This is a genomic window from Brasilonema sp. UFV-L1 (assembly GCF_012912105.1).
Taxonomy (GTDB): Bacteria; Cyanobacteriota; Cyanobacteriia; order Cyanobacteriales; family Nostocaceae; genus Brasilonema.
Genome location: NZ_QMEA01000011.1, coordinates 49,572 through 68,153, shown reverse-complemented (window position 1 = coordinate 68,153; position 18,582 = coordinate 49,572). Strand labels below are relative to the sequence as shown.

The 18,582-nt window shown below is 42.1% G+C and carries 14 protein-coding genes; 4 read left to right on the top strand and 10 right to left on the bottom strand.

Going from position 1 to position 18,582, the window contains the following annotated elements; translation table 11 throughout:
- The first annotated feature begins 52 nt into the window (after nucleotides 1-52).
- The 3 genes from DP117_RS05765 (at nucleotide 53) to DP117_RS05755 (ending at nucleotide 4,499) form a co-directional block, all read left to right on the top strand.
- Nucleotides 53-1,132 carry a glycosyltransferase family 4 protein gene (locus tag DP117_RS05765; RefSeq protein ID WP_169217370.1) on the top strand — a complete coding sequence of 360 codons (1,080 nt, stop codon included), beginning with the start codon at nucleotides 53-55 and terminating at the stop codon, nucleotides 1,130-1,132.
- Between the two features lie 424 nt (nucleotides 1,133-1,556).
- Nucleotides 1,557-2,639, top strand: a complete 1,083-nt coding sequence (locus tag DP117_RS05760) for a glycosyltransferase family 4 protein (RefSeq protein ID WP_169217369.1) — start codon at nucleotides 1,557-1,559, stop codon at nucleotides 2,637-2,639.
- Between the two features lie 450 nt (nucleotides 2,640-3,089).
- On the top strand, nucleotides 3,090-4,499 hold the full coding sequence (locus DP117_RS05755) for a DUF2252 domain-containing protein (protein WP_169217368.1): 1,410 nt from the start codon (nucleotides 3,090-3,092) through the stop codon (nucleotides 4,497-4,499).
- 33 nt (nucleotides 4,500-4,532) lie between these two features.
- On the opposite strand, the gene DP117_RS05750 is transcribed toward DP117_RS05755, so the two are convergent.
- The 10 genes from DP117_RS05750 to DP117_RS05705 all read right to left on the bottom strand — a co-directional run bounded on the left by DP117_RS05750 (nucleotide 4,533) and on the right by DP117_RS05705 (nucleotide 17,415).
- Nucleotides 4,533-5,993 (bottom strand): O-antigen ligase domain-containing protein, encoded by a 1,461-nt coding sequence (locus DP117_RS05750; protein ID WP_169217367.1) that lies wholly within the window; start codon nucleotides 5,991-5,993, stop codon nucleotides 4,533-4,535.
- Nucleotides 5,994-6,017: 24 nt separating this feature from the next.
- Nucleotides 6,018-6,983, bottom strand: a complete 966-nt coding sequence (locus DP117_RS05745) for a glycosyltransferase family 2 protein (protein WP_169217366.1) — start codon at nucleotides 6,981-6,983, stop codon at nucleotides 6,018-6,020.
- A 109-nt stretch (nucleotides 6,984-7,092) separates the two neighbouring features.
- Complete coding sequence (locus DP117_RS05740) at nucleotides 7,093-8,133, bottom strand: glycosyltransferase family 2 protein (protein WP_169217365.1); 1,041 nt, start codon at nucleotides 8,131-8,133, stop codon at nucleotides 7,093-7,095.
- Between the two features lie 185 nt (nucleotides 8,134-8,318).
- Nucleotides 8,319-9,353, bottom strand: a complete 1,035-nt coding sequence (locus DP117_RS05735) for a glycosyltransferase family 2 protein (protein WP_169217364.1) — start codon at nucleotides 9,351-9,353, stop codon at nucleotides 8,319-8,321.
- A gap of 184 nt (nucleotides 9,354-9,537) precedes the next feature.
- The gene (locus DP117_RS05730; protein ID WP_169217363.1) at nucleotides 9,538-10,689 is read right to left on the bottom strand and encodes a glycosyltransferase family 4 protein; all 1,152 of its coding nucleotides are present in this window, start codon (nucleotides 10,687-10,689) and stop codon (nucleotides 9,538-9,540) included.
- Nucleotides 10,690-10,731: 42 nt separating this feature from the next.
- Nucleotides 10,732-11,613 (bottom strand): glycosyltransferase, encoded by an 882-nt coding sequence (locus DP117_RS05725; RefSeq protein WP_169217362.1) that lies wholly within the window; start codon nucleotides 11,611-11,613, stop codon nucleotides 10,732-10,734.
- Nucleotides 11,614-12,015: 402 nt separating this feature from the next.
- Nucleotides 12,016-12,996, bottom strand: a complete 981-nt coding sequence (locus DP117_RS05720) for a glycosyltransferase family 2 protein (RefSeq protein WP_169217361.1) — start codon at nucleotides 12,994-12,996, stop codon at nucleotides 12,016-12,018.
- 384 nt (nucleotides 12,997-13,380) lie between these two features.
- On the bottom strand, nucleotides 13,381-14,424 hold the full coding sequence (locus DP117_RS05715; protein WP_169217360.1) for a glycosyltransferase: 1,044 nt from the start codon (nucleotides 14,422-14,424) through the stop codon (nucleotides 13,381-13,383).
- Nucleotides 14,425-14,432: 8 nt separating this feature from the next.
- Nucleotides 14,433-15,401 carry a glycosyltransferase gene (locus tag DP117_RS05710; RefSeq protein WP_169217359.1) on the bottom strand — a complete coding sequence of 323 codons (969 nt, stop codon included), beginning with the start codon at nucleotides 15,399-15,401 and terminating at the stop codon, nucleotides 14,433-14,435.
- Between the two features lie 592 nt (nucleotides 15,402-15,993).
- Complete coding sequence (locus DP117_RS05705; protein WP_169217358.1) at nucleotides 15,994-17,415, bottom strand: NADP-dependent isocitrate dehydrogenase; 1,422 nt, start codon at nucleotides 17,413-17,415, stop codon at nucleotides 15,994-15,996.
- A 427-nt stretch (nucleotides 17,416-17,842) separates the two neighbouring features.
- Here DP117_RS05705 and DP117_RS05700 point away from each other — a divergent pair, with 427 nt between their 5' ends.
- Complete coding sequence (locus DP117_RS05700; protein ID WP_169217393.1) at nucleotides 17,843-18,553, top strand: GUN4 domain-containing protein; 711 nt, start codon at nucleotides 17,843-17,845, stop codon at nucleotides 18,551-18,553.
- Nucleotides 18,554-18,582 lie beyond the last annotated feature (29 nt).

The following is an 18,582-nucleotide window of genomic DNA, read 5'->3' as shown; positions in this document are numbered from 1 at the left end:
ACTGAATTAAAATTAACCATTTATAACGAACAATAACTGGGAGATTACATAAATGCGTGTCCTACATATTACAAATCACGTCCAAAAAATAGGCAACGGTATCGTTAATGTCGCCATAGACTTAGCTTGTTTGCAAGCCAAACTTGGTTGTGATGTCGCTGTCGCATCAGCTGGAGGAGAATACGAAACATTACTAGAAGATCATGGCATTAAGCACTTTCACCTCAATCAGTCGAGGACACCGCTCAATATTGCGAAAGCAGCATGGTATTACTGGGGTATTTTAAAAGAGTTTCAGCCAGATATCGTCCATGCCCATATGATGACAGGAGTTGTGCTAGCTGCATTTGTGAGAACGTCCTCGTATGGTTTAGTGTCCACAGTACATAATGAGTTTCAGCGAAGCGCAATCATGATGGGATTAGCTGATCGCGTGATTGCAGTCAGCAGTGCGGTAGCGGATTCAATGCTACGACGTGGTATACCTAAACACAAAATACGGATAGTCTCCAACGGCACATTGGGTAGTCCTCGCCATCCCAACATTACAGAATATGAGCCTCTGCCCTTACACCGTCCTGCGATTACCACTGTAGCAGGGATCTATAAACGCAAAGGAATTGGTGAGTTAATTGATGCCTTTGTAGAAATTGCGACTGATTTTCCTGATGCTCATCTGTATGTGGTGGGAGATGGTCCTGATCGTGCAATATTTGAGGCAAAGGCGCAAAGTACAGCTGTTGCTAATCGTATTCATTTTGAGGGCTTCCAGCCAGAGCCACAAAGGTATATGCTAGCAAGTGACATTTTCGTGCTTGCTTCATACTGCGAATCTTTTGGTTTAGTTTTGACAGAGGCGCGAGAAGCAGGATGCGCGATCGTTGCTAGCGATGTGGACGGTATTCCTGAAACATTAGATAATCGACAGGCTGGTCTTCTGGTACCACCTAAAAATAGTCATGCTTTGGCAGAGGCTTTAACGAAATTACTCAGTAACCCTTCTGAATTACATCAGTGGAAATGTCAAGCAAAACTAAATTTAGAGCGATTTAGTGCTACACGAGTTAATGAGGAAACACTGGCTACGTACCGCGAATTATTAACTAACTACAATGCAGTCAGTATAGTTTGATATCGAGTTCTAGAGCGTCGGTTAAGTATTCGTAATTGACCGACGCTTAGAACGTTAAGCATGATTGGGACTTAGGCACTATCTGCTAGAAACCCGGTTTCTTCATTCGTATTTAGTTGTAAAACAGACGATTTTTGATAGAAACCGGGTTTCTTTGCGTAAGTCCTGATGATGAACTGTCAGGGACTTCCAAATAAAAAAATATCCAGCAGAATAATTTATTTCTTGGAGTTCCCTTAATCAACCTACAATCTACCAGAAACTCAAGTTCCTAGCTGATCAAGATGTAGAGTGATGAGTGTAGCTAGATATTAAGAATATGAGCTTGAGTAAAGATATGTGATCAATTGGCGAAAATATCCGAATTGCTATATTTTTTTTCTGAATGTATTTAGTGTACTTATAATTCAGAAAAAAAAGCTAAATGCGAATCCTACACATTTTGAACCATGTCCAAGAAGTTGGTAATGGTATTGTCAATGTAGCTGTAGATTTAGCTTGTCTACAAGCAAAAAATGGTCATCGTGTCGGCGTAGTATCTGCTGGTGGAGAGTATGAAGTATTACTTGCCAAGTACACTGTAAAACACTTCAACTTGAATCAAGCAAGAACACCAGCTAATATCATAAAAGCTGCTTGGCGTTATTGGAGAATCATCCAAGAATTCCAACCGGATGTTGTCCATGCACATATGATGACTGGAGTTGTGTTAGCAAGACTCTGGAAAGGTTTATCTACATATGCTCTCGTCTCTACAGTACACAATGAATTCCAGCGTAGTGCAGTGCTCATGGGTTGCGCTGATCGCGTCATAGCAGTTAGCCATGCAGTTGCTGAATCTATGGTACGGCGTGGTGTTGGACAAAACAAGTTGAAGGTAATATCTAATGGGACGCTGGGGAGTGTTCGTGTGAGAGACCTTCAAGAGTACGTGGCGATAAAACTACAAAGACCAGCAATTGCTACAGTTGCAGGGATGTATAAGCGCAAGGGGATTAGCGAGTTAATCGATGCTTTTGCGCAAATCGCTAGTCATTTTCCGGATGCACATCTCTACTTAGTGGGAGATGGTCCTGACAAGACTTTGTTTGAACAGCAAGCGCAAAGTACTTCCTTTGCTAATAGGATTCATTTTCTTGGCTTCCAAAAAGAGCCACAATCTTATATGCTAGGATGTGATGTCTTTGTACTGGCTTCGCACCGTGACCCTTCTCCGCTCGTGATTCCAGAAGCTCGTGAAGCCGGTTGCGCGATTATAGGTAGCAATGTAGATGGTATACCAGAAGCTTTGGATGGTGGACAGGCTGGTATTCTTATACCACCAGCAAATAGCCAAGCCTTAGCGCAGGCTCTTAGCCAACTGTTAGGTAGTCATGAGATCATGCAACAGTGGAAGACACTAGCGCAACAGAACTTAGAGCGATTGAGTGTTACGCGAGTCAATGATGAAACTATATCGGTATACCAGGAATTAACAACACCTAGCAACGTTTTTTCTGTTGTCTGATTCAACGATTTTGAAAAATCAAGATTGATATAACTGGTGAAGTATCCCAACCTAGCTTTGCTCGTAAGTTGGGGCTTCCAATCTCAATAAAGACTAGTAGTCCACCACACCAACAATGCTTGGTTGATCAACTCTCAAATTCATCTTCTTTTCCTCTTACTTTGTGCTCTATGCGCCCTTGGCGCACGCTACGCTAATGTGCCTTTGTGGTTTTTTATTTACCCCTTAAAGTTCCCTTGGTAGAGTACTAGGGACGGTTTTATTCGTCCTTTGGGATTGACCTCGTATTGAGTTAATGGTATAGAAAGGTTATCTCCATGTTTTGCCAGAACTGTTGCTAACATTTGGCAGTATCTTTCCAAGATTGTGATGATGTAGGGGAAGAGAGGAAAAATCTCATCTCCTGCGACTGCTTCTACTTTCTAACGACTGAAAAATACTTCCCTTTATATGACCACTACACCATCTATTGAATCAGCGGAATTTACTCCTACAAATAATCACTTAACAGTAGCACAGCGACAGGAAGCAGGCAAAGCATTACGTCAAGTTGTTTCTCGAAGTGCCCATTGCGAGTGGCGTCCGAGTGGCGTTAAGCGTAGCTCTGCCGTAGGCAATCGCCCAAATCCAATCGATTTATTAGAAGTATCAAATCAAGGACGCATACCAGAGTTAATCCCCATCCGTTACGGTCGGATGTTACAGTCTACCTTCGCATTTCTGCGGGGAAGTGCAATTATTATGGCGGCTGACTTGGCAACCACTGCGACAACAGATATCCGTGTACAGGCGTGTGGAGATTGTCACTTACTTAACTTCGGTGGGTTTGCGACACCGGAACGAAATCTCATATTTGACCTCAATGACTTTGACGAAACCTTAAGCGCACCTTGGGAATGGGATGTAAAACGCTTAGCAACAAGTATTATTGTCGCGGGGAAAGATATGTCTTTGACTGACAAAGACTGCTATGATGCAGCCAAAGCAGCAGTCCGTGCCTATCGCTTGTCGATTCAAGAGTATGCGCAGATGGGAACCTTGGCGGTGTGGTATGCGCGACAAGATGCTAACATGCTGGTGGAACACGCACCGAATGAGGAAACTCGTCAATACTGGCAGCAAATGGCAAGTAAAGCCTTTACCCGCACTCTAGAACAGACATTTGTGCAGATGACGGAGGAGGTAAACGGACAACGACGGTTTATTGATCAACCACCCTTGGTATATCATTTACCGAATCAGGAGCAATATTTAGAAGAAGTAGAGGTAGTATTTGAACAATATCGTGACACTCTGCAAAGCGATCGCCAGTTTTTGTTAGATCGCTATCGTCTAGTAGATGTCGCCATGAAGGTCGTTGGTGTTGGCAGTGTCGGTACTCACTGCGGAGTTGCACTGCTGTTGAGTAACGATAATGATCCTCTGCTGCTACAATTTAAAGAAGCCCGTCCATCAGTATTAGAACCATTAGCTGGGGAAAGTCCTTACTCCCACAACGGACAGCGGATAGTCAATGGTCAACGCCTCATGCAGGCTGCTAGTGATATTTTCTTGGGTTGGACGAGTAACACTCGCGGACAAGATTTCTATTTTCGGCAATTGAAAGACATGAAAACCTCGATTAAGCTTAAGGGGATGTCTGCCAGGGGTTTGGAAGGTTATGTGGAAATTTGCGGCGCTGCGTTAGGCCGCGCCCATTCCCGTTCTGGTGATCCTGTTATTATCAGTAGCTACTTGGGCAGAAGTGATGCTTTTGACTCTGCCATAGCAGATTTTGCTGTTACTTACGCCAATCAAGTTGAGGAGGACTATCAAGCCCTCGTAGCAGCAGTACAATCTGGTCGGATTTTGGCAAAATAGGTTATTGACACCGAGATTTCTTGGGCTGATGTCTCAAGGATATCTTGTTGGATGAAAATTTTGATGAAAATTGATAGTTTTCTGATGTTGATAGTATTTGTGCCCTGCCACAACAGTTGCTAAAAAGCCCCAAAGTATCATACCAGAAAACGATAGCATCGCGCTACCTCCGGGTAACGCTGCGAAACAACCAAGAGCAACAGCACGAGATGCAGCCATAAATGGATCGAAGCGGAACTCAGAATATTGGAACACAGTGAAAAAAAGCATCAGCATTCCACCTAAGTAAGGAATCGCTCCAAGCCAACCTAAGGTGAAAAACGTTTCTAGGAAACCACTGTCAATTACAATAGGTAGAAGTTTGCCATCTTTATCGACGATGAATGTGTTGCCTATTCCGTTACCTAGAGGGTTTGTCAATGCTTTAGTAAGTCCGTCTTCATAGATTTTTTTTCGGACATTCGCGCTGTCATCGTTCTCAAGATTAGTTAAACTTTCCAAACGAGTGTTGATTGCCTCAGCGAATGGCTCCATAGTGGTTAATGGGACGACACAAATTGCCATCACCAAAATGGTGACAAATAGGCGCATTTGCAGGCCTGGCTTCATTGCAGTGAGCATACTAAGCAGTCCCAGCAACCAGGTTCCCCACAGAGTACGTACCATCGTTAATAAGAAGCTCAAAAAGCCTGTACCAGCTGCTGGAATGGTTAACGGTCCTTTACAAGTCAGCAACAACAGCAAACCTGCCATCATCATCACTGCATAAGGTCCAGGTGATGACATTGTACTCCAAAGCCGGATTTTCAAAGGTTCCGGATCTCCAAAGCTGGTGATTTTTGTGCTGATCAGCCAGAATCGGTCCCACTCTGGAGCAATCAAGTATTGCACAATTCCATAGACTCCTGTAACCAATACGCCCCAGAGATATGTGCGCTGGATGCTTTGGCGATAGTCAGGATAATTATGCCAATTGGCAAATAAGTAAAAAGCGAAGGGAATAGGAACTAACCAGTCCAGAACAGATCGGACAGCAGTTACTGGTGAGGTCTGAATCAATCCAACAAGAAAGCCATAAACTACACCTATAAAAGCTAAGATAAAAGGTAAACCACCTTTGCGAGAAAATTTGGGAAGGTCTTTGACAAGGCTATGCATGGTGACAAATGTCACCAGATATTGTGAAATAAGTAACAAACGAGATTCATCAAAAGTACTGTAATAATCAATTAAGCGAGAAACCAGTGGCGTGACAAACCATATCCACCAGGTAAAACCAATATAGATGGCGGGATACCGCAAATATAGAAAAATAGCAACAGCAAAAGATAATACTATGTACCCTGGGCGCACGATGCTTGCAGCATGGACTGCAATACCCGCGACTGTAAAAAGTATCAGCGCTCCAATTGCTATCCAAGCATACAAGGGTGACGGTTGTTGGATATCACTTGCTGTCGGGTTATTATTTGAGATGAGCTGCCTTTGAGTCACTAAGCTACTCCGGTCAATGATAAATTATTGACTGACTATCATCTTCGCAGGCGATCGGTTTTGGCTCGCTTGCCAAGTTAGCCAGCCTTGCCAACGTCCACCAACAGATGCAAACCATTTTTTTCCAGCCAAGCTTCCTTCACTGGGTAAAAATCGCAACCACTGCACGAAACCCAAAGCCTCTTGGGTTCCTACCAATATAGCCCACATCATAAACACAATACGCCGTACAGGTGATAAGTGTTCTAGCAAAACAAGGGTTTCATTGTGTACTGAATTTCGTATCGCAGTTTCATTGAGCCTGTCTCGCTTATCTTCATCAAAACGGAGCGCTGGATAGTGATCTACTGTAATCTCAGGATCATAGACAATTTTCCAATCTGCTCGCTTCAATGCCAAGCATAACGCCATCTCAAAGTGAACTTGTGCTCCTGTACCTCGCATCCGTTCATCAAAACCAATCGAGGCGATCGCACTTCGACGAAAACTCATATTTACGCCCTTAAGAACATCGACTTCACGGGCTTTACCCACACCGATGTGATGCTTCCCAACAACACGCCCAAACCACTGAATTTGACCGACAACTTCACTCGTGCCATCATCAAGCAGCTTGTTTTGCCAATACACCCAATCTCGTCCACCGACAGCGCCTATACGCTCATCTGACAAATAATACTTTTCTATGCGTTCAAACCAATCACTATGAGGTGCTGCATCGTCATCAGTCACTGTAATAATATCCCCTTTGGCTTCATGGAGGGCGACATTCAGGGCGGCGACGACGCCTGGAACTGTAACTGTTAAGGTACGCAACTTCAAAGGTTCGTAGTTGAACTCTTTGAATAGTGTCCAAGTATCGCTGTCGGTATCACGCACCACAACCAGCACTTCATCCGCTGGACGAGTTTGCCGATGAAGTGCTTCCAGACAACGAGTTAAGTCTTTGGGACGATGATAAGTAGGAACGATCGCAGTGATAGTAAACATAAATATATGTCTGGATATGTCTGGGTGAGAGTTGTTTACTCACAAGTTAATTGAATGAGTCATGATTTCTTATCTAATAACTAATCACAAATCATGACTCAACTATGAATTAGGTAGTTCCTGCTGTTTTCACCGCTGAACGAGTCTTGAATTTGCTTAACCAATCCTTGACTATACCTTTTAACTTTAATTCTGTATGCAGCTGCCATTCAAAGAAAGGAGCAAGACCTAGATTTAATGCAAAAAGGCGAAGCTGCAAGGCAGGCGAATCACCTAATTTTTTTAACAAAGCAATCAGTTCTGCTCGTTCTGCTTGATTATAAATAGGCAAGAAACAGTATGCTGAATGTAAGATAGCCAACTTGCGTCTCTGCTTTTCCAGCACTTTTGTATCCCAACCTCGTTGTTGAAATGCTGGTACGAAACTTTCTTCAAAAATTCGAACATATCCTTTCAATTGCAAATGCTTGCGCTTGGAACGTGTTTTTTTAACATCAGTCCAAACTCGGTATTTGGCTAATATTTCATCTGCGTAAACATTACCATAGCCAGCATCTGCAATTCTTACAGATAAATCGTAATCTTCAACAAATTCCGGACGATTTTCGTAATATCTTAATTCTTGTAAAGCTTTTGTTCTAAACATGACAATGTTTGCCACGACTCTGTAGCCAGAAACTGCTGCCATGAGTGCTTCTTCAGAGTTTTGAAACTCTTCTGTTCTTGCGAGTCGTCCTACAGGACGGTTATTTCCATACTCATCAATTTCTTGAATAGCAGTATGAGCATAACCAGCTTCTGGATACTTCTGAAGTAGCGCAACGAGTTTCTCTACATAGTTTGGTAACAAAATATCGTCTGAATCTAAGCGAACAATAAATTCAGTTTTCGGCTGGCTCATCAACCAAGTGTTGTTACCGGCAATACCAAGGTTTTTGGGCTGGCGATAGTAGTGTACTTGAGGAAACTGCTGGCAAAGCTGTTCCATTACTTGGGCTGTTTCGTCAGTACTACCGTCGTCTGAAACCCATACTTCGACATTTGGATAAGTTTGACAGCAGGCACTACCCACAGAATGAATCAAGTATTGAGCTTGATTATAGGTGGGTATACAGACAGCAACTGAGGGCAATTCTAGCATTGAAGTCATATGAAATAGTCAGATAACAGGGCATTTAATCAGTTTTTTCAATGTGCATTGAGAACAAAAGTCCATCTTGACTTACAAAGCAAAAATTGTCTTTCTACCAAAGGTCAGTTTTATTATGGTAATTTCCCAAAAGAAATGCAACCCACTTTTTCCAGCTAAGTTTCCTTTTCTAGTCTCAGTCTGGTTTATACCGATTCTACTTTTTTGAGTTTGAAAGCAGCTTTAAATTTGCTTAACCACCCCTTCACTAAACCTTTTAATTTTAATTCTGTATGGTGCTGCCACTCAAAGAAAGGAGCAAGACCAAGCGACAACGCAAAAAGTCGAAACCGTAAAGCAGGTGAATCGCCTAATTCCTTTAACAAACCAATAAGTTCTTCTCGTTCTGCTTTTGTAAAAATGGGAGAAAAACAAGCAGCAGCATGAATTAATGCCATCTTCCGCCGATATTTATCAATGACTTTTGTATCCCAGCCACGTTTTTGAAAAGCAGAAAGTAACGATTTTCCGTATATCCAAAGATATGCTCTAAGCTGATCGCCTTTTCGCTTCGGACGTGTGTGTTCAGCATCACTCCAAACACGGTATTCAGCCAAGATGTCATCTGAGTAAATATTGGCATAGCCTGCATCAGACATTCTAATAGCCAGATCGTAGTCTTCGCTATATTTTAGGTGAGCATCGCCATAAAACCCGACTTCTTGTAAAGCTTGAGTTCTAAACAAGAAAATGCTAGAAGCCGTCCGCAAACCAGAAACTGACGCTCTTAATGCCTCCTCAGCACTTTGAAACTCATGTTTTCTCAAGACTCGTCGTACAGAGCTTTTTTTTCCGTATTCATCAATCTCTTGTGTTGCGACATGAGCCCAACCAACCTCTGGATATTTTTGCATAAGACCGACTAAAGTTTCCACATAACGTGGTAGCATAACGTCGTCTGAGTCCAAGCGAATCACGAATTCAGTCTTTGGCTGACTCAAAACCCAGTTACAATTTGCTGTCATCCCCATATTTTGTGGATGGCGATGATATCGCACTTGGGGAAAGTGCTCGCAAATCTGTGTCATGAGTTCAGGTGTCTCGTCAGTGCTAGCATTGTCTGAAACCCATACTTCTACATTGCGGTAAGTTTGAGAACAGGCACTCCCCACAGAATGGATTAAGTATTGAGCTTGATTATAGGTAGGTATACACACAGCAACTGAAGGCAATTCTTGCATAGAAATGGCTCCTTTTAGGAATTCTGGTGTTGCAGAATGGAACTGTAAAATATACGGACTCGAAATTGAGTTGCGGTATATTTTTCAGTAATATATAGAGGTTTTACGTAAGCAGAGAAATAAATTTACATTTATTTGCATCACCCTGTGAATTAGCAACACCAGAAAATTATTCATTGGTTAATTAACTTTTTCCAACTTCCTCCAATAAATCCGCATAAGTTTGCGCCATTTTATCCCAACTGTGTTGTTCAGCTATAGTTCGGGCTGCTTGCCCCATTTGCATCCTCAATTGTGGATTGTCTGCCAAAGACAAAAGCGCAGTTGCCAAAGCCTCAGCGTCATCTGAGTCTGGCAAAACTATTCCAGCTTCTTTTGTCACTAAATCTGCTGCGCCTGTTGAACTTGCTGTAATCACGGGTATCCCTGTTGCCATTGCTTCGATCACGACTAAGCCAAAAGGTTCGTAACGTGAGGGAAAAACCAAGAAATCCACAGCTTTCATGATTTCTGGTACATCACGCCGCAATCCCAGAAAATGCACCCGTTCACTTAATCCCAGGGATACTGCGAGTTGAAGATAAGGGCTACCTTCGGTTATGCCTGCAACGGCTAGATGCAAATCAGGCACTTTCACTAAGGCGTGCAATACCGTATCCAAGTTTTTCCGAGGGATTCTGATATCGCCTGCAAAAAGTGCAAGAGTGACTTTCTCTGGAAGATTCCACTTTTTGCGATCGCCTACACCTGGTGAAAACTCCTGCAAATCAACACCATTAAGAATCACTTGAATTGACTCTGGCGGTACACCGATTTCTAACAAATCTTTAGCTATCTTGTTAGAAACTGCGACGACAACTTGCGTTTGTTGGAAAGCGACTTTTTCCCAGCTTGCATTAAAAGCTGTGTAAAACCACTGATAAAAATTGTATAAACTTTTTCGGAAATTGAAGATAGACCAAAGTGACTTAGGCTGTGCCTGTTGAGAGGAAAACTTCAACCACGAACCATGCACAAAATGTGCCGCATTGACATCACTTTTCCCCCAAGTAATTGCACCATTCACTTTTACAACATCAACTTGAGAGCGATTTTGACGTAACCAATGAGCGCTGCGCCAAGCAAAAATTAAATTACGGAGTAATTCCGTAGGCCATCCTTCAACTGGAATAACAACCCAGTGTACATGATTGCTTTGTTCTAATTCTAAAGCAACCTGAGTTGCGACTAGGGTAACGTGGTGACCGCGACGAATTGCTTCGGTGGCAATTTCATAATTGACTCGGCCCTGTCCATCACCTTTAATAACACTGTGGGTAACAATGCAGAGCTTCACGCTTAATTATCCTGCAAAATAAAGTCAAAACTTAATTAAAACTCAAACAACAGAAGGCTGCCATAACCGTTGAATATGGGAAAGACGAACAATTTCAGGCCAAGCGTGGAGTGCTCCTCGCTTTAAAAGATATCCTGTCATATGAGAAAAGTATAAGGTGAGAAAAACTATCAGTTTGACGGGATTAGGAAATAAATCTTTATAGCGTTTGATGCCAACGTAAAGCCTAGCGGCTTCTACTGATATTTCATACTTTGTCATGCTGCCGATTCCAGCCTCATGCAAAGTACTTTTATGACCTGCACCTGCATGAATAACTCGCAATTCCGGACACGATAGTATTTTGTACCCGCGTTTTAACGCTCGCAAACAAAGTTCCGCATCTTCATAGCCAAAAAAGATATTCTCGTCCCACTGTTCTTGCTCAAAGAATAACCGGGGAAATAAAGCAGCATGAATCGCTACAGATTCAGGAACATCAGAATAACAGAAGTACCCACGAAAAGAAAGTTTACCTGGAACCATTTCGTAGGTACCATCTGGATTTTGACTGACACCTGAAAGAATCGTGTTATTTTTTTGCTCAGCACTCATTTGATTGTATCGAGCTAAAGCACCAGCAATGAAATCTGGCTTGACACAAATATCATCATCAATAAAAGCGACAAAATCCGTTTCCGATGCTGGGATAGCATTGACTGCATTATTTCTATTAGCGCAAACTCCACGACAAGGACCAAGAATATAAGCTGTTCCTGGATACTTTTGAACAATTTGATTATTTTGCTGTTGCATTTCCAAACTGGGAGAGTCATCAGAGACGACTACCATGTGAGGTTTGATGTCAGAATTCCACAGTGCTTCTAAACATTCACTTAAGTTTTTCGGTCGATTTCTTGTTGTGATACAAGCCGAGATTCGCATAGTTTTTTCCTTAATAGATGTTTCTTTCTTTGTTCTATGAGAGTAGAAATTCTCTCATAGTTCCAGTTTCTGTCTTAAATCAGTACACAGTACACAGTTATCAGTAAACCGTACACAGTGAACACAAATCAGCGGTTATGAATAACAAGTACTGATAACTGATAACCCTTCGGGGAAGACCTCCGGTCTCGCTGCGCGTTCCGCCAGTCGCCTACGGAGGAGCCAGTGCGGACGCCACATGCCTGGCTGTCGGGAAACCCTCAAAGCAGCAGTGGCTCGTCTTGGGGTCTCACGCCAGGTGCTTTAAGCGGGGGAACCCCGCAAACGCACTGGCTCCCCAAGTGGAGCATAGCCGCGTTGGAAACCCTTCTGCAGCGCTGGCTCACTGATAACTGATAACTGTTAAAATTTCGCTGCTATTTTTGGAGAGGTAAAACTTAGGAAAAGTGCCGCTAATGTTCTTAGACTAAGCTTCTGACGCAAGGAACGCCAAAAATAATGACGTGCCTCTTTCAGTTGCTGAGATCGCATTAAACCAATTCCTAAAGTTGTGCTGACAAACCCCCATTGTTGCTGAAAATATGGTTTGAGTTCTTGGAGTTTCTCATCTTCTATAAACCGTTCGTAGCAAAAAAGATCAGCTTGAGCTTTCCTGATTTTTGCCTGATAATTTTGACTACCACTGAGCATTGTGTCTGTTTGCTCATGAACTCGATAGCGAGTTAATCTCTCAGGATAATAATAAGCTCCCAAACCGGAACGGCAACACAGATAGTTCAAATACACATCCCATGAGCCTCCTACTTCCGGTGGAATGCTATCCCAATCTACAACATCTCGACGAATGACAGCTGCAGTTGCTGTGGACACTGCTCTATCTACCAAGCTTAACTTACAAAAAGGTTGGTAAACTCCTTCTTTGAGACCAGCCCGATGAAATAACTGTGAACAATGGTCACTTAAAGGATAATCTATTTCACCATCGGCATCTATCATGTAATGGTCACAAAAAGCAATAGCTATATTTGGATTCTTTTCTAATGGGGGGACAAGCTTTTCTAAAAAATCTTCTTCCCACATATCATCATCAAGTAAACTAGCAACATATTTGCCTCGTGCCTTTTTAAAGGCATTCATTGTATTGGCAAACATTCCCAAATTTGTTGAATTGCGGAAAAAGCGAATTCTAGAATCCTCAAAAGACTCAACAATCGATTGCGGATTTTCTAGACTGCAATTGTCAGAAACTATAATCTCTATATTGCGATAAGTTTGTTTGACTGCACTTGTTAAAGCTGCTTTCAAATATTCTGGACGGTTGTAGGTAGGAGTAATAATGCTAACTAAGGGGTTTGGTGTTTCAGTTTCAGTGTTATGAGCCATAGCCTCAATCATTGACATAGGGTTACTATTTTTGGTTCAACGTAAATATGGAGTCAATCTCACGAACGCGAGTGCGTCACGTAGGGCTTATGATTTAGAACTGTAATACATTTGAGAGCTGATTGAAGCAAAACTATAGCGATCGCAAACAAAAAAACTCTGGCAAAAATCGATTCGTAGTACCATTCAAAATTTCTAAAAATCTGTCTTCTATATTAATGAGACGTACTCATGATGGAACACAGGCTCTTTGCTTATACAATTCAAAAATTTCTTATTGTACTGTCAAAGATTTTTGCAAGAGGTTTATTTAACAACTTTGCATTTAGAACAAGAGTTCTACTTAACTGACATTATCCTTTTCAAATTATAAATTCATATCGGTCAGCGCAGATTACGCAAGAATTTATTGATTTTGAGCATCATTTCAACTGCGGTTCGCAACAGCCATAGTGTCCGATATAATAGAATAATGCGAGCAGCTGACCTGATAACTCTAAAGGAGCGGCTATACCTCAATGCTGTATGAATTTGAGACAGTGCTTTTGGTATATCACCTTTGGCGAGTAATTTGTCTGCGGTTTCAAGAGCAAAGAACGCACAATTGCGCTTTGCTTGCTTGAGAATTTTACTGGGAAACGTTTTGGGTAGATACGATTGAAAAACAGTTATAGCTTTGTACAGTTGTTCAATATAAACACCGTTCACCACATTCCTTCTAGTCAGAGATTGTGAATGTAAGCGATACACAGCTAAGGGTTCAACTTCATACCACATGGGGTAGTTAGCAGCAATTCTTACCCACATTTCCCAGTCTTCACCACCAAGTGAAAAGCGGTGGTCAAATCCTCCTAGCTTTTCATACACTTCGCGCCGTACTACAATTGCAGGTGTTTGGATACGACAAACGCCAACAATTTGCTCCAACCACTTTCCGGGTAATACTCCACTTTCAGGTAACTCAAGATCGGAATAATGTTGCAGATTGCCATGTTCATCTATAAAAATGTTGCGACAAAAGGCTGCACCGATTTCCGGGTAATCGCTGAAAGCTTTTTGCATTTTTTGATAAAAGCCATCATGTACATAATCGTCGCCATGTAGCTGATGAATTAACTTCCCACGAGCAAGTTCTAAGCAAGTTTGAAAGTTTTTAGTAGCACCCACATTCTTTGGCTGCCGGTAAAACTCCACACGCCCCCTTCCTAGTTCTTCGACAACGGCTGCTGGATCATCCTGCGTAGAACAATCATCAACTATGGTGATTTGCATGACCTTAGGTCCTAGATCTTGCGCTAAAACACTAGCTAGTGTTTGGCGCAGATATTCAGCACAATTGTAAGTTGGAATCATCACAGACCAGAGTGGACGTGTTACTCCTTCTGGAACGGGTGGAATTACGGGACGATGAGGATGTGGTTGATGCATAAAAAACTTCAAGAGGGTTTTAAAGTTTTTGTATCAGAGTTTTGACGGAAAAGCAATTGTATATTTTTCATCCAGAACCGAGTGAAATAATAAATTTGTTCTTGCTGATTGTAGAAACGCCACCTTAGTATCAAATTTGATATAGCCAACGCATCTTTGATATTCCATTTGCCACGTGTGTAATAATTCGTGCGTTGGTACTGGAGGTTGCGCGATAAGTCCACTCTGTACGGATGATTGATGCTTTCCAAATACTCGTTGATGCATTGGTTGGTCATCTCAATTCCTGCTTGCGATTTTGCTACTTGTGTGGTTATTTCTATCTGCTGTTTGACGTAGTGGTTTGCACCATGAATGCGGTAACTTCCCAAAACTTCATCCAGTGTTTTAATCTTGCCCAAAAACGCTGTACAGTATATGAGGCAACCATCTACACACAACCGCCATTTCACAGAATCTATAGGAAACACTTTTTGGAGTGCATCACGACGGTAGGCAAGTCCAGAGGTCGGTGGGAAACACCAAGCATTACCTGTCTCTACGATGATTCTTGCCAGATCATCATCAAGTGACTTTCCGACAATGGAACCTTTGATCGGTTTGCCATTGCTATCAATATTTTCCAAAAAATGCATAACGCCCACTACGTCTGAATTTTGGAATATCTCTATAATTCGCTGCAATTTGTTGGGCTTCCAAACATCATCTGCATCCAAGAAAGCAATAATATCTCCACTCGCTGCCCCAAACCCTGTGTTGAAGGCAGCACCTTGTCCTTGATTGACTTGGAATATTGCCTTGATTTTATTTGGGTATTTCTGTGAAAGTTGTAAAAGAACTTGACAGCTATCGTCCTTGGAACCGTCATCCACAACAATAATTTCAGTGTTTTTATAAGTCTGAGCTATGACAGATTCAATAGCTGATGGTAGATATCGAGCATAGTTATAGTTAGATATGATGATGGATACTTTCATAGTTTAGATTTACGATGACGCACTGAATATGACCCATGATTGAATGTTTATAATTCTTGACAGCATTCAAACAACATTTTTGGCTGAATATACATCAGTCATGAAATGTATATTTTTAGATGCTGTTATAATACATATCAGAGAAAAAACACAAGACAGGGAAAATTTTACCCTACTTTTTGGAATCAAAATTTTAATCACAATCTTCTTAATTAAAACTTTAAGGAGCCAGAAGTCATGCTAAATGAACCAGGGAAAACACCCTACCTGACCGGAATGCAAAATTCTCAACAAGACCAAAAAAACCGGGTCACTGAGGCGGAAAATTAAGGTAAGGCTTGTGTCGTTATTCTCAACAAACCTGCTAGTTTGACCCCGGTGCAAGATATCAGCAATTTCCTCTGGTCACAAGTTTTTTAGATTTGCCTCTACTAGTACTCGACTACACAAGTTTTGACAGGTAATCAAAAACCGGGTGACTTTTGCGAAACCCGGTTTCTAGACTTTACAAGCCTTCGCCATTTTCTGAAAAGTCCAATAGACACTGTTGTCCATTCTTCTAGAGTTAGGACATTTTGGCGAAGGTATTGCACTAATTGAAATGTTTAATGATTGCCTCAGCAAATTCAGAACACTTTAAAGGTGCGACTGGAGGTTCTAGCAACCGCGCCAAGTCATAAGTCACTTGACGGTTCGCGATCGCATCACCTAAACCTTTCTTAATCAAATCAGCCGCTTCTTGCCAACCGAGATACTCTAGCATCATTACACCAGATAATATCACGGAACCAGGATTTATTTTGTCTAATCCTGCATGTTTGGGTGCTGTACCGTGAGTGGCTTCAAAAATGGCACATTGATCACCAATATTAGCCCCAGGTCCCATTCCCAGTCCGCCAACAATAGCAGCTGCTGCATCCGACAAGTAATCACCATTCAAGTTCATTGTTGCCAGAATCGAATACTCATCTGGTCGAGTTTGAATTTGTTGGAAAATACTATCGGCAATGCGGTCATTGACCATTATCTTATCTTTCCACTTGCCATGACCGTGAGTTTCCCAAATTGAGTTAAGAACTGTTTCAACTTCCTTGACAATAAAGCTCTGCTTTTCTGTGGTCAGGGCGTTAAAGCCAGGATCAATCAATTGAGCGTTCTCTTCTAGGGAGATATTGGGGTTACTCTCCTTGTTACTCAAAATCCAACATTCTCTTTCGGTAATCGTCTCATTGCGAAACTCGCTTGTTGCCAACTCGTAACCCCAATCACGGAAAGCGCCTTCAGTGTACTTCATGATGTTACCTTTATGCACCAAAGTCACCATTTGCTTATTCTTGGGGAGTTGCAAGGCGTGTTTGATAGCACGTCGTACTAAGCGCTGGGAACCCTTTTTGCTGATGGGTTTAATGCCAATGCCTGAATCTAGAGGAATTCTTTTGTTTCCGTGTTCCGGTGTGGCGGGAATGAGTTCGTTGTTGAGGATGGAAATTAGGCGATCGCCTATTTCGTTACCTTGTCGCCACTCAATACCCAAGTAAATATCTTCCGTATTTTCCCGGTAAACAATGACATCAAGTTTCTCTGGATTTTTATGAGGTGAAGGTGTTCCTGCATAGTAGCGGCAAGGACGTACGCAGGCATATAGGTCAAAAATTTGCCGCAGTGCAACATTAAGAGACCGTATTCCACCTCCAACGGGGGTTGTTAATGGTCCTTTAATCGCAACACCATACTCCTTAATTGCCGTGAGAGTGTCTTGAGGTAAATACTGATATGTTCCGTATAATTCACAAGCTTCATCTCCGGCATAAATCTTAAACCAACTTATCTGCCGCTTGCCCTTGTACGCCGTTTCTACCGCAGCATCAAGAACTTTTACAGTCGCGGGCCAAATATCGATCCCCGTACCATCACCTCGAATAAAAGGGATAATTGGGTTGTCAGGAACAATTGGTTCCCCATTCTTAAAGGTGATTTTTGTTCCTGTTGTGGGCGGGGTAATTTTATCGTACATCGAACACTCCTGATGGCTACGCTGCAACATAGTGTCCTTTGGGCTATAAACTCAAAGGAGGAAAAATCATGTTTGGAAGGAAGCGCGAATTTTTTTGATAGATGTATAAGGTCTATGAGGCGCAGAGTTTTCCTTTCCCCTGGGGAGCATGGCGGGCACAGGTGCGTGGGATCTCTCTAAACCGCCGCTATCTGATAGCTCGCACGCTTTATTAGTATACTCTTTGAATATATAGCAAACCCAAATGAATTGTGAACTTATTCGTGAAGACTCTCCTGAGTCTTGAGTGACGGATAACAAAAGTAAAGTAATGAGTGGGCATTCTTTGCGATTTCCTGTAAACTACTCTTCGCTATCAGTGCAACACCCATCCACAAAACCTGATAGCCAATCGCTTGTTCACCAATTGCATTCTACGAGTAATGGCATGACAGACCCATTGATTGTATCAGGCACTCATAACATCGACTCCCTCCGCCAACCGTTAGTCTCTGGATCTGTTGGCACCCAACAGCAGGTTATCCCACAGTTAGCAAACTTGGGAGATATGGGCTTGGATGTCCTCATGGAATTTTTATTTGAACGTAAAAAAAATCCGGCAAACTGGGTGGATGGTAAAGTATACCAGGCTCTTTATAACTCTGATTCACCCAAAGCAAAAGAATTTTTGCAAGCTTATTTCCCTTCTGGGATCGTACCTCTAAAATCAGATTGTGGTATTGATTACAGTCGTGTGCAACAATTGCTTGCAGCTTGTGACTTCCAAGCAGCTGATCACATGACTTTACAAAAAATGTGTGAACTCGCTGGAACAACAGCGGTGCAAAGAAAATGGTTGTATTTTACTGAGGTAGAAAGCTTCCCAGCAACTGACTTAAAGACTATCAATACTCTGTGGCTAGTCCACTCAGAGGGAAAGTTTGGTTTTTCTGTACAACGAGAAATTTGGTTGAGCCTGGGTAAAAACTGGGAGAATCTTTGGGAAAAAATTGGTTGGAAAAAAGGTAATAACTGGACGCGTTATCCTAACGAGTTTACCTGGAATCTGAGCGCTCCTAGAGGTCATCTACCTCTATCTAACCAACTGCGTGGAGTGCGAGTGATTGCTTCTTTACTCTCTCACCCTGCCTGGAATTAGTTATGGATCCTTAGTTTTTAGTTACAAAG

Coding starts and splice junctions, on each gene's coding strand:
- DP117_RS05765 (WP_169217370.1), top strand. CDS start 53: ATGCGTGTCCTACATATTACAAATCACGTCCAAAAAATAGGCAACGGT.
- DP117_RS05760 (WP_169217369.1), top strand. CDS start 1,557: ATGCGAATCCTACACATTTTGAACCATGTCCAAGAAGTTGGTAATGGT.
- DP117_RS05755 (WP_169217368.1), top strand. CDS start 3,090: ATGACCACTACACCATCTATTGAATCAGCGGAATTTACTCCTACAAAT.
- DP117_RS05745 (WP_169217366.1), bottom strand. CDS start 6,983: ATGTTTACTATCACTGCGATCGTTCCTACTTATCATCGTCCCAAAGAC.
- DP117_RS05740 (WP_169217365.1), bottom strand. CDS start 8,133: ATGACTTCAATGCTAGAATTGCCCTCAGTTGCTGTCTGTATACCCACC.
- DP117_RS05735 (WP_169217364.1), bottom strand. CDS start 9,353: ATGCAAGAATTGCCTTCAGTTGCTGTGTGTATACCTACCTATAATCAA.
- DP117_RS05725 (WP_169217362.1), bottom strand. CDS start 11,613: ATGCGAATCTCGGCTTGTATCACAACAAGAAATCGACCGAAAAACTTA.
- DP117_RS05720 (WP_169217361.1), bottom strand. CDS start 12,996: ATGGCTCATAACACTGAAACTGAAACACCAAACCCCTTAGTTAGCATT.
- DP117_RS05715 (WP_169217360.1), bottom strand. CDS start 14,424: ATGCATCAACCACATCCTCATCGTCCCGTAATTCCACCCGTTCCAGAA.
- DP117_RS05710 (WP_169217359.1), bottom strand. CDS start 15,401: ATGAAAGTATCCATCATCATATCTAACTATAACTATGCTCGATATCTA.
- DP117_RS05705 (WP_169217358.1), bottom strand. CDS start 17,415: ATGTACGATAAAATTACCCCGCCCACAACAGGAACAAAAATCACCTTT.
- DP117_RS05700 (WP_169217393.1), top strand. CDS start 17,843: ATGACAGACCCATTGATTGTATCAGGCACTCATAACATCGACTCCCTC.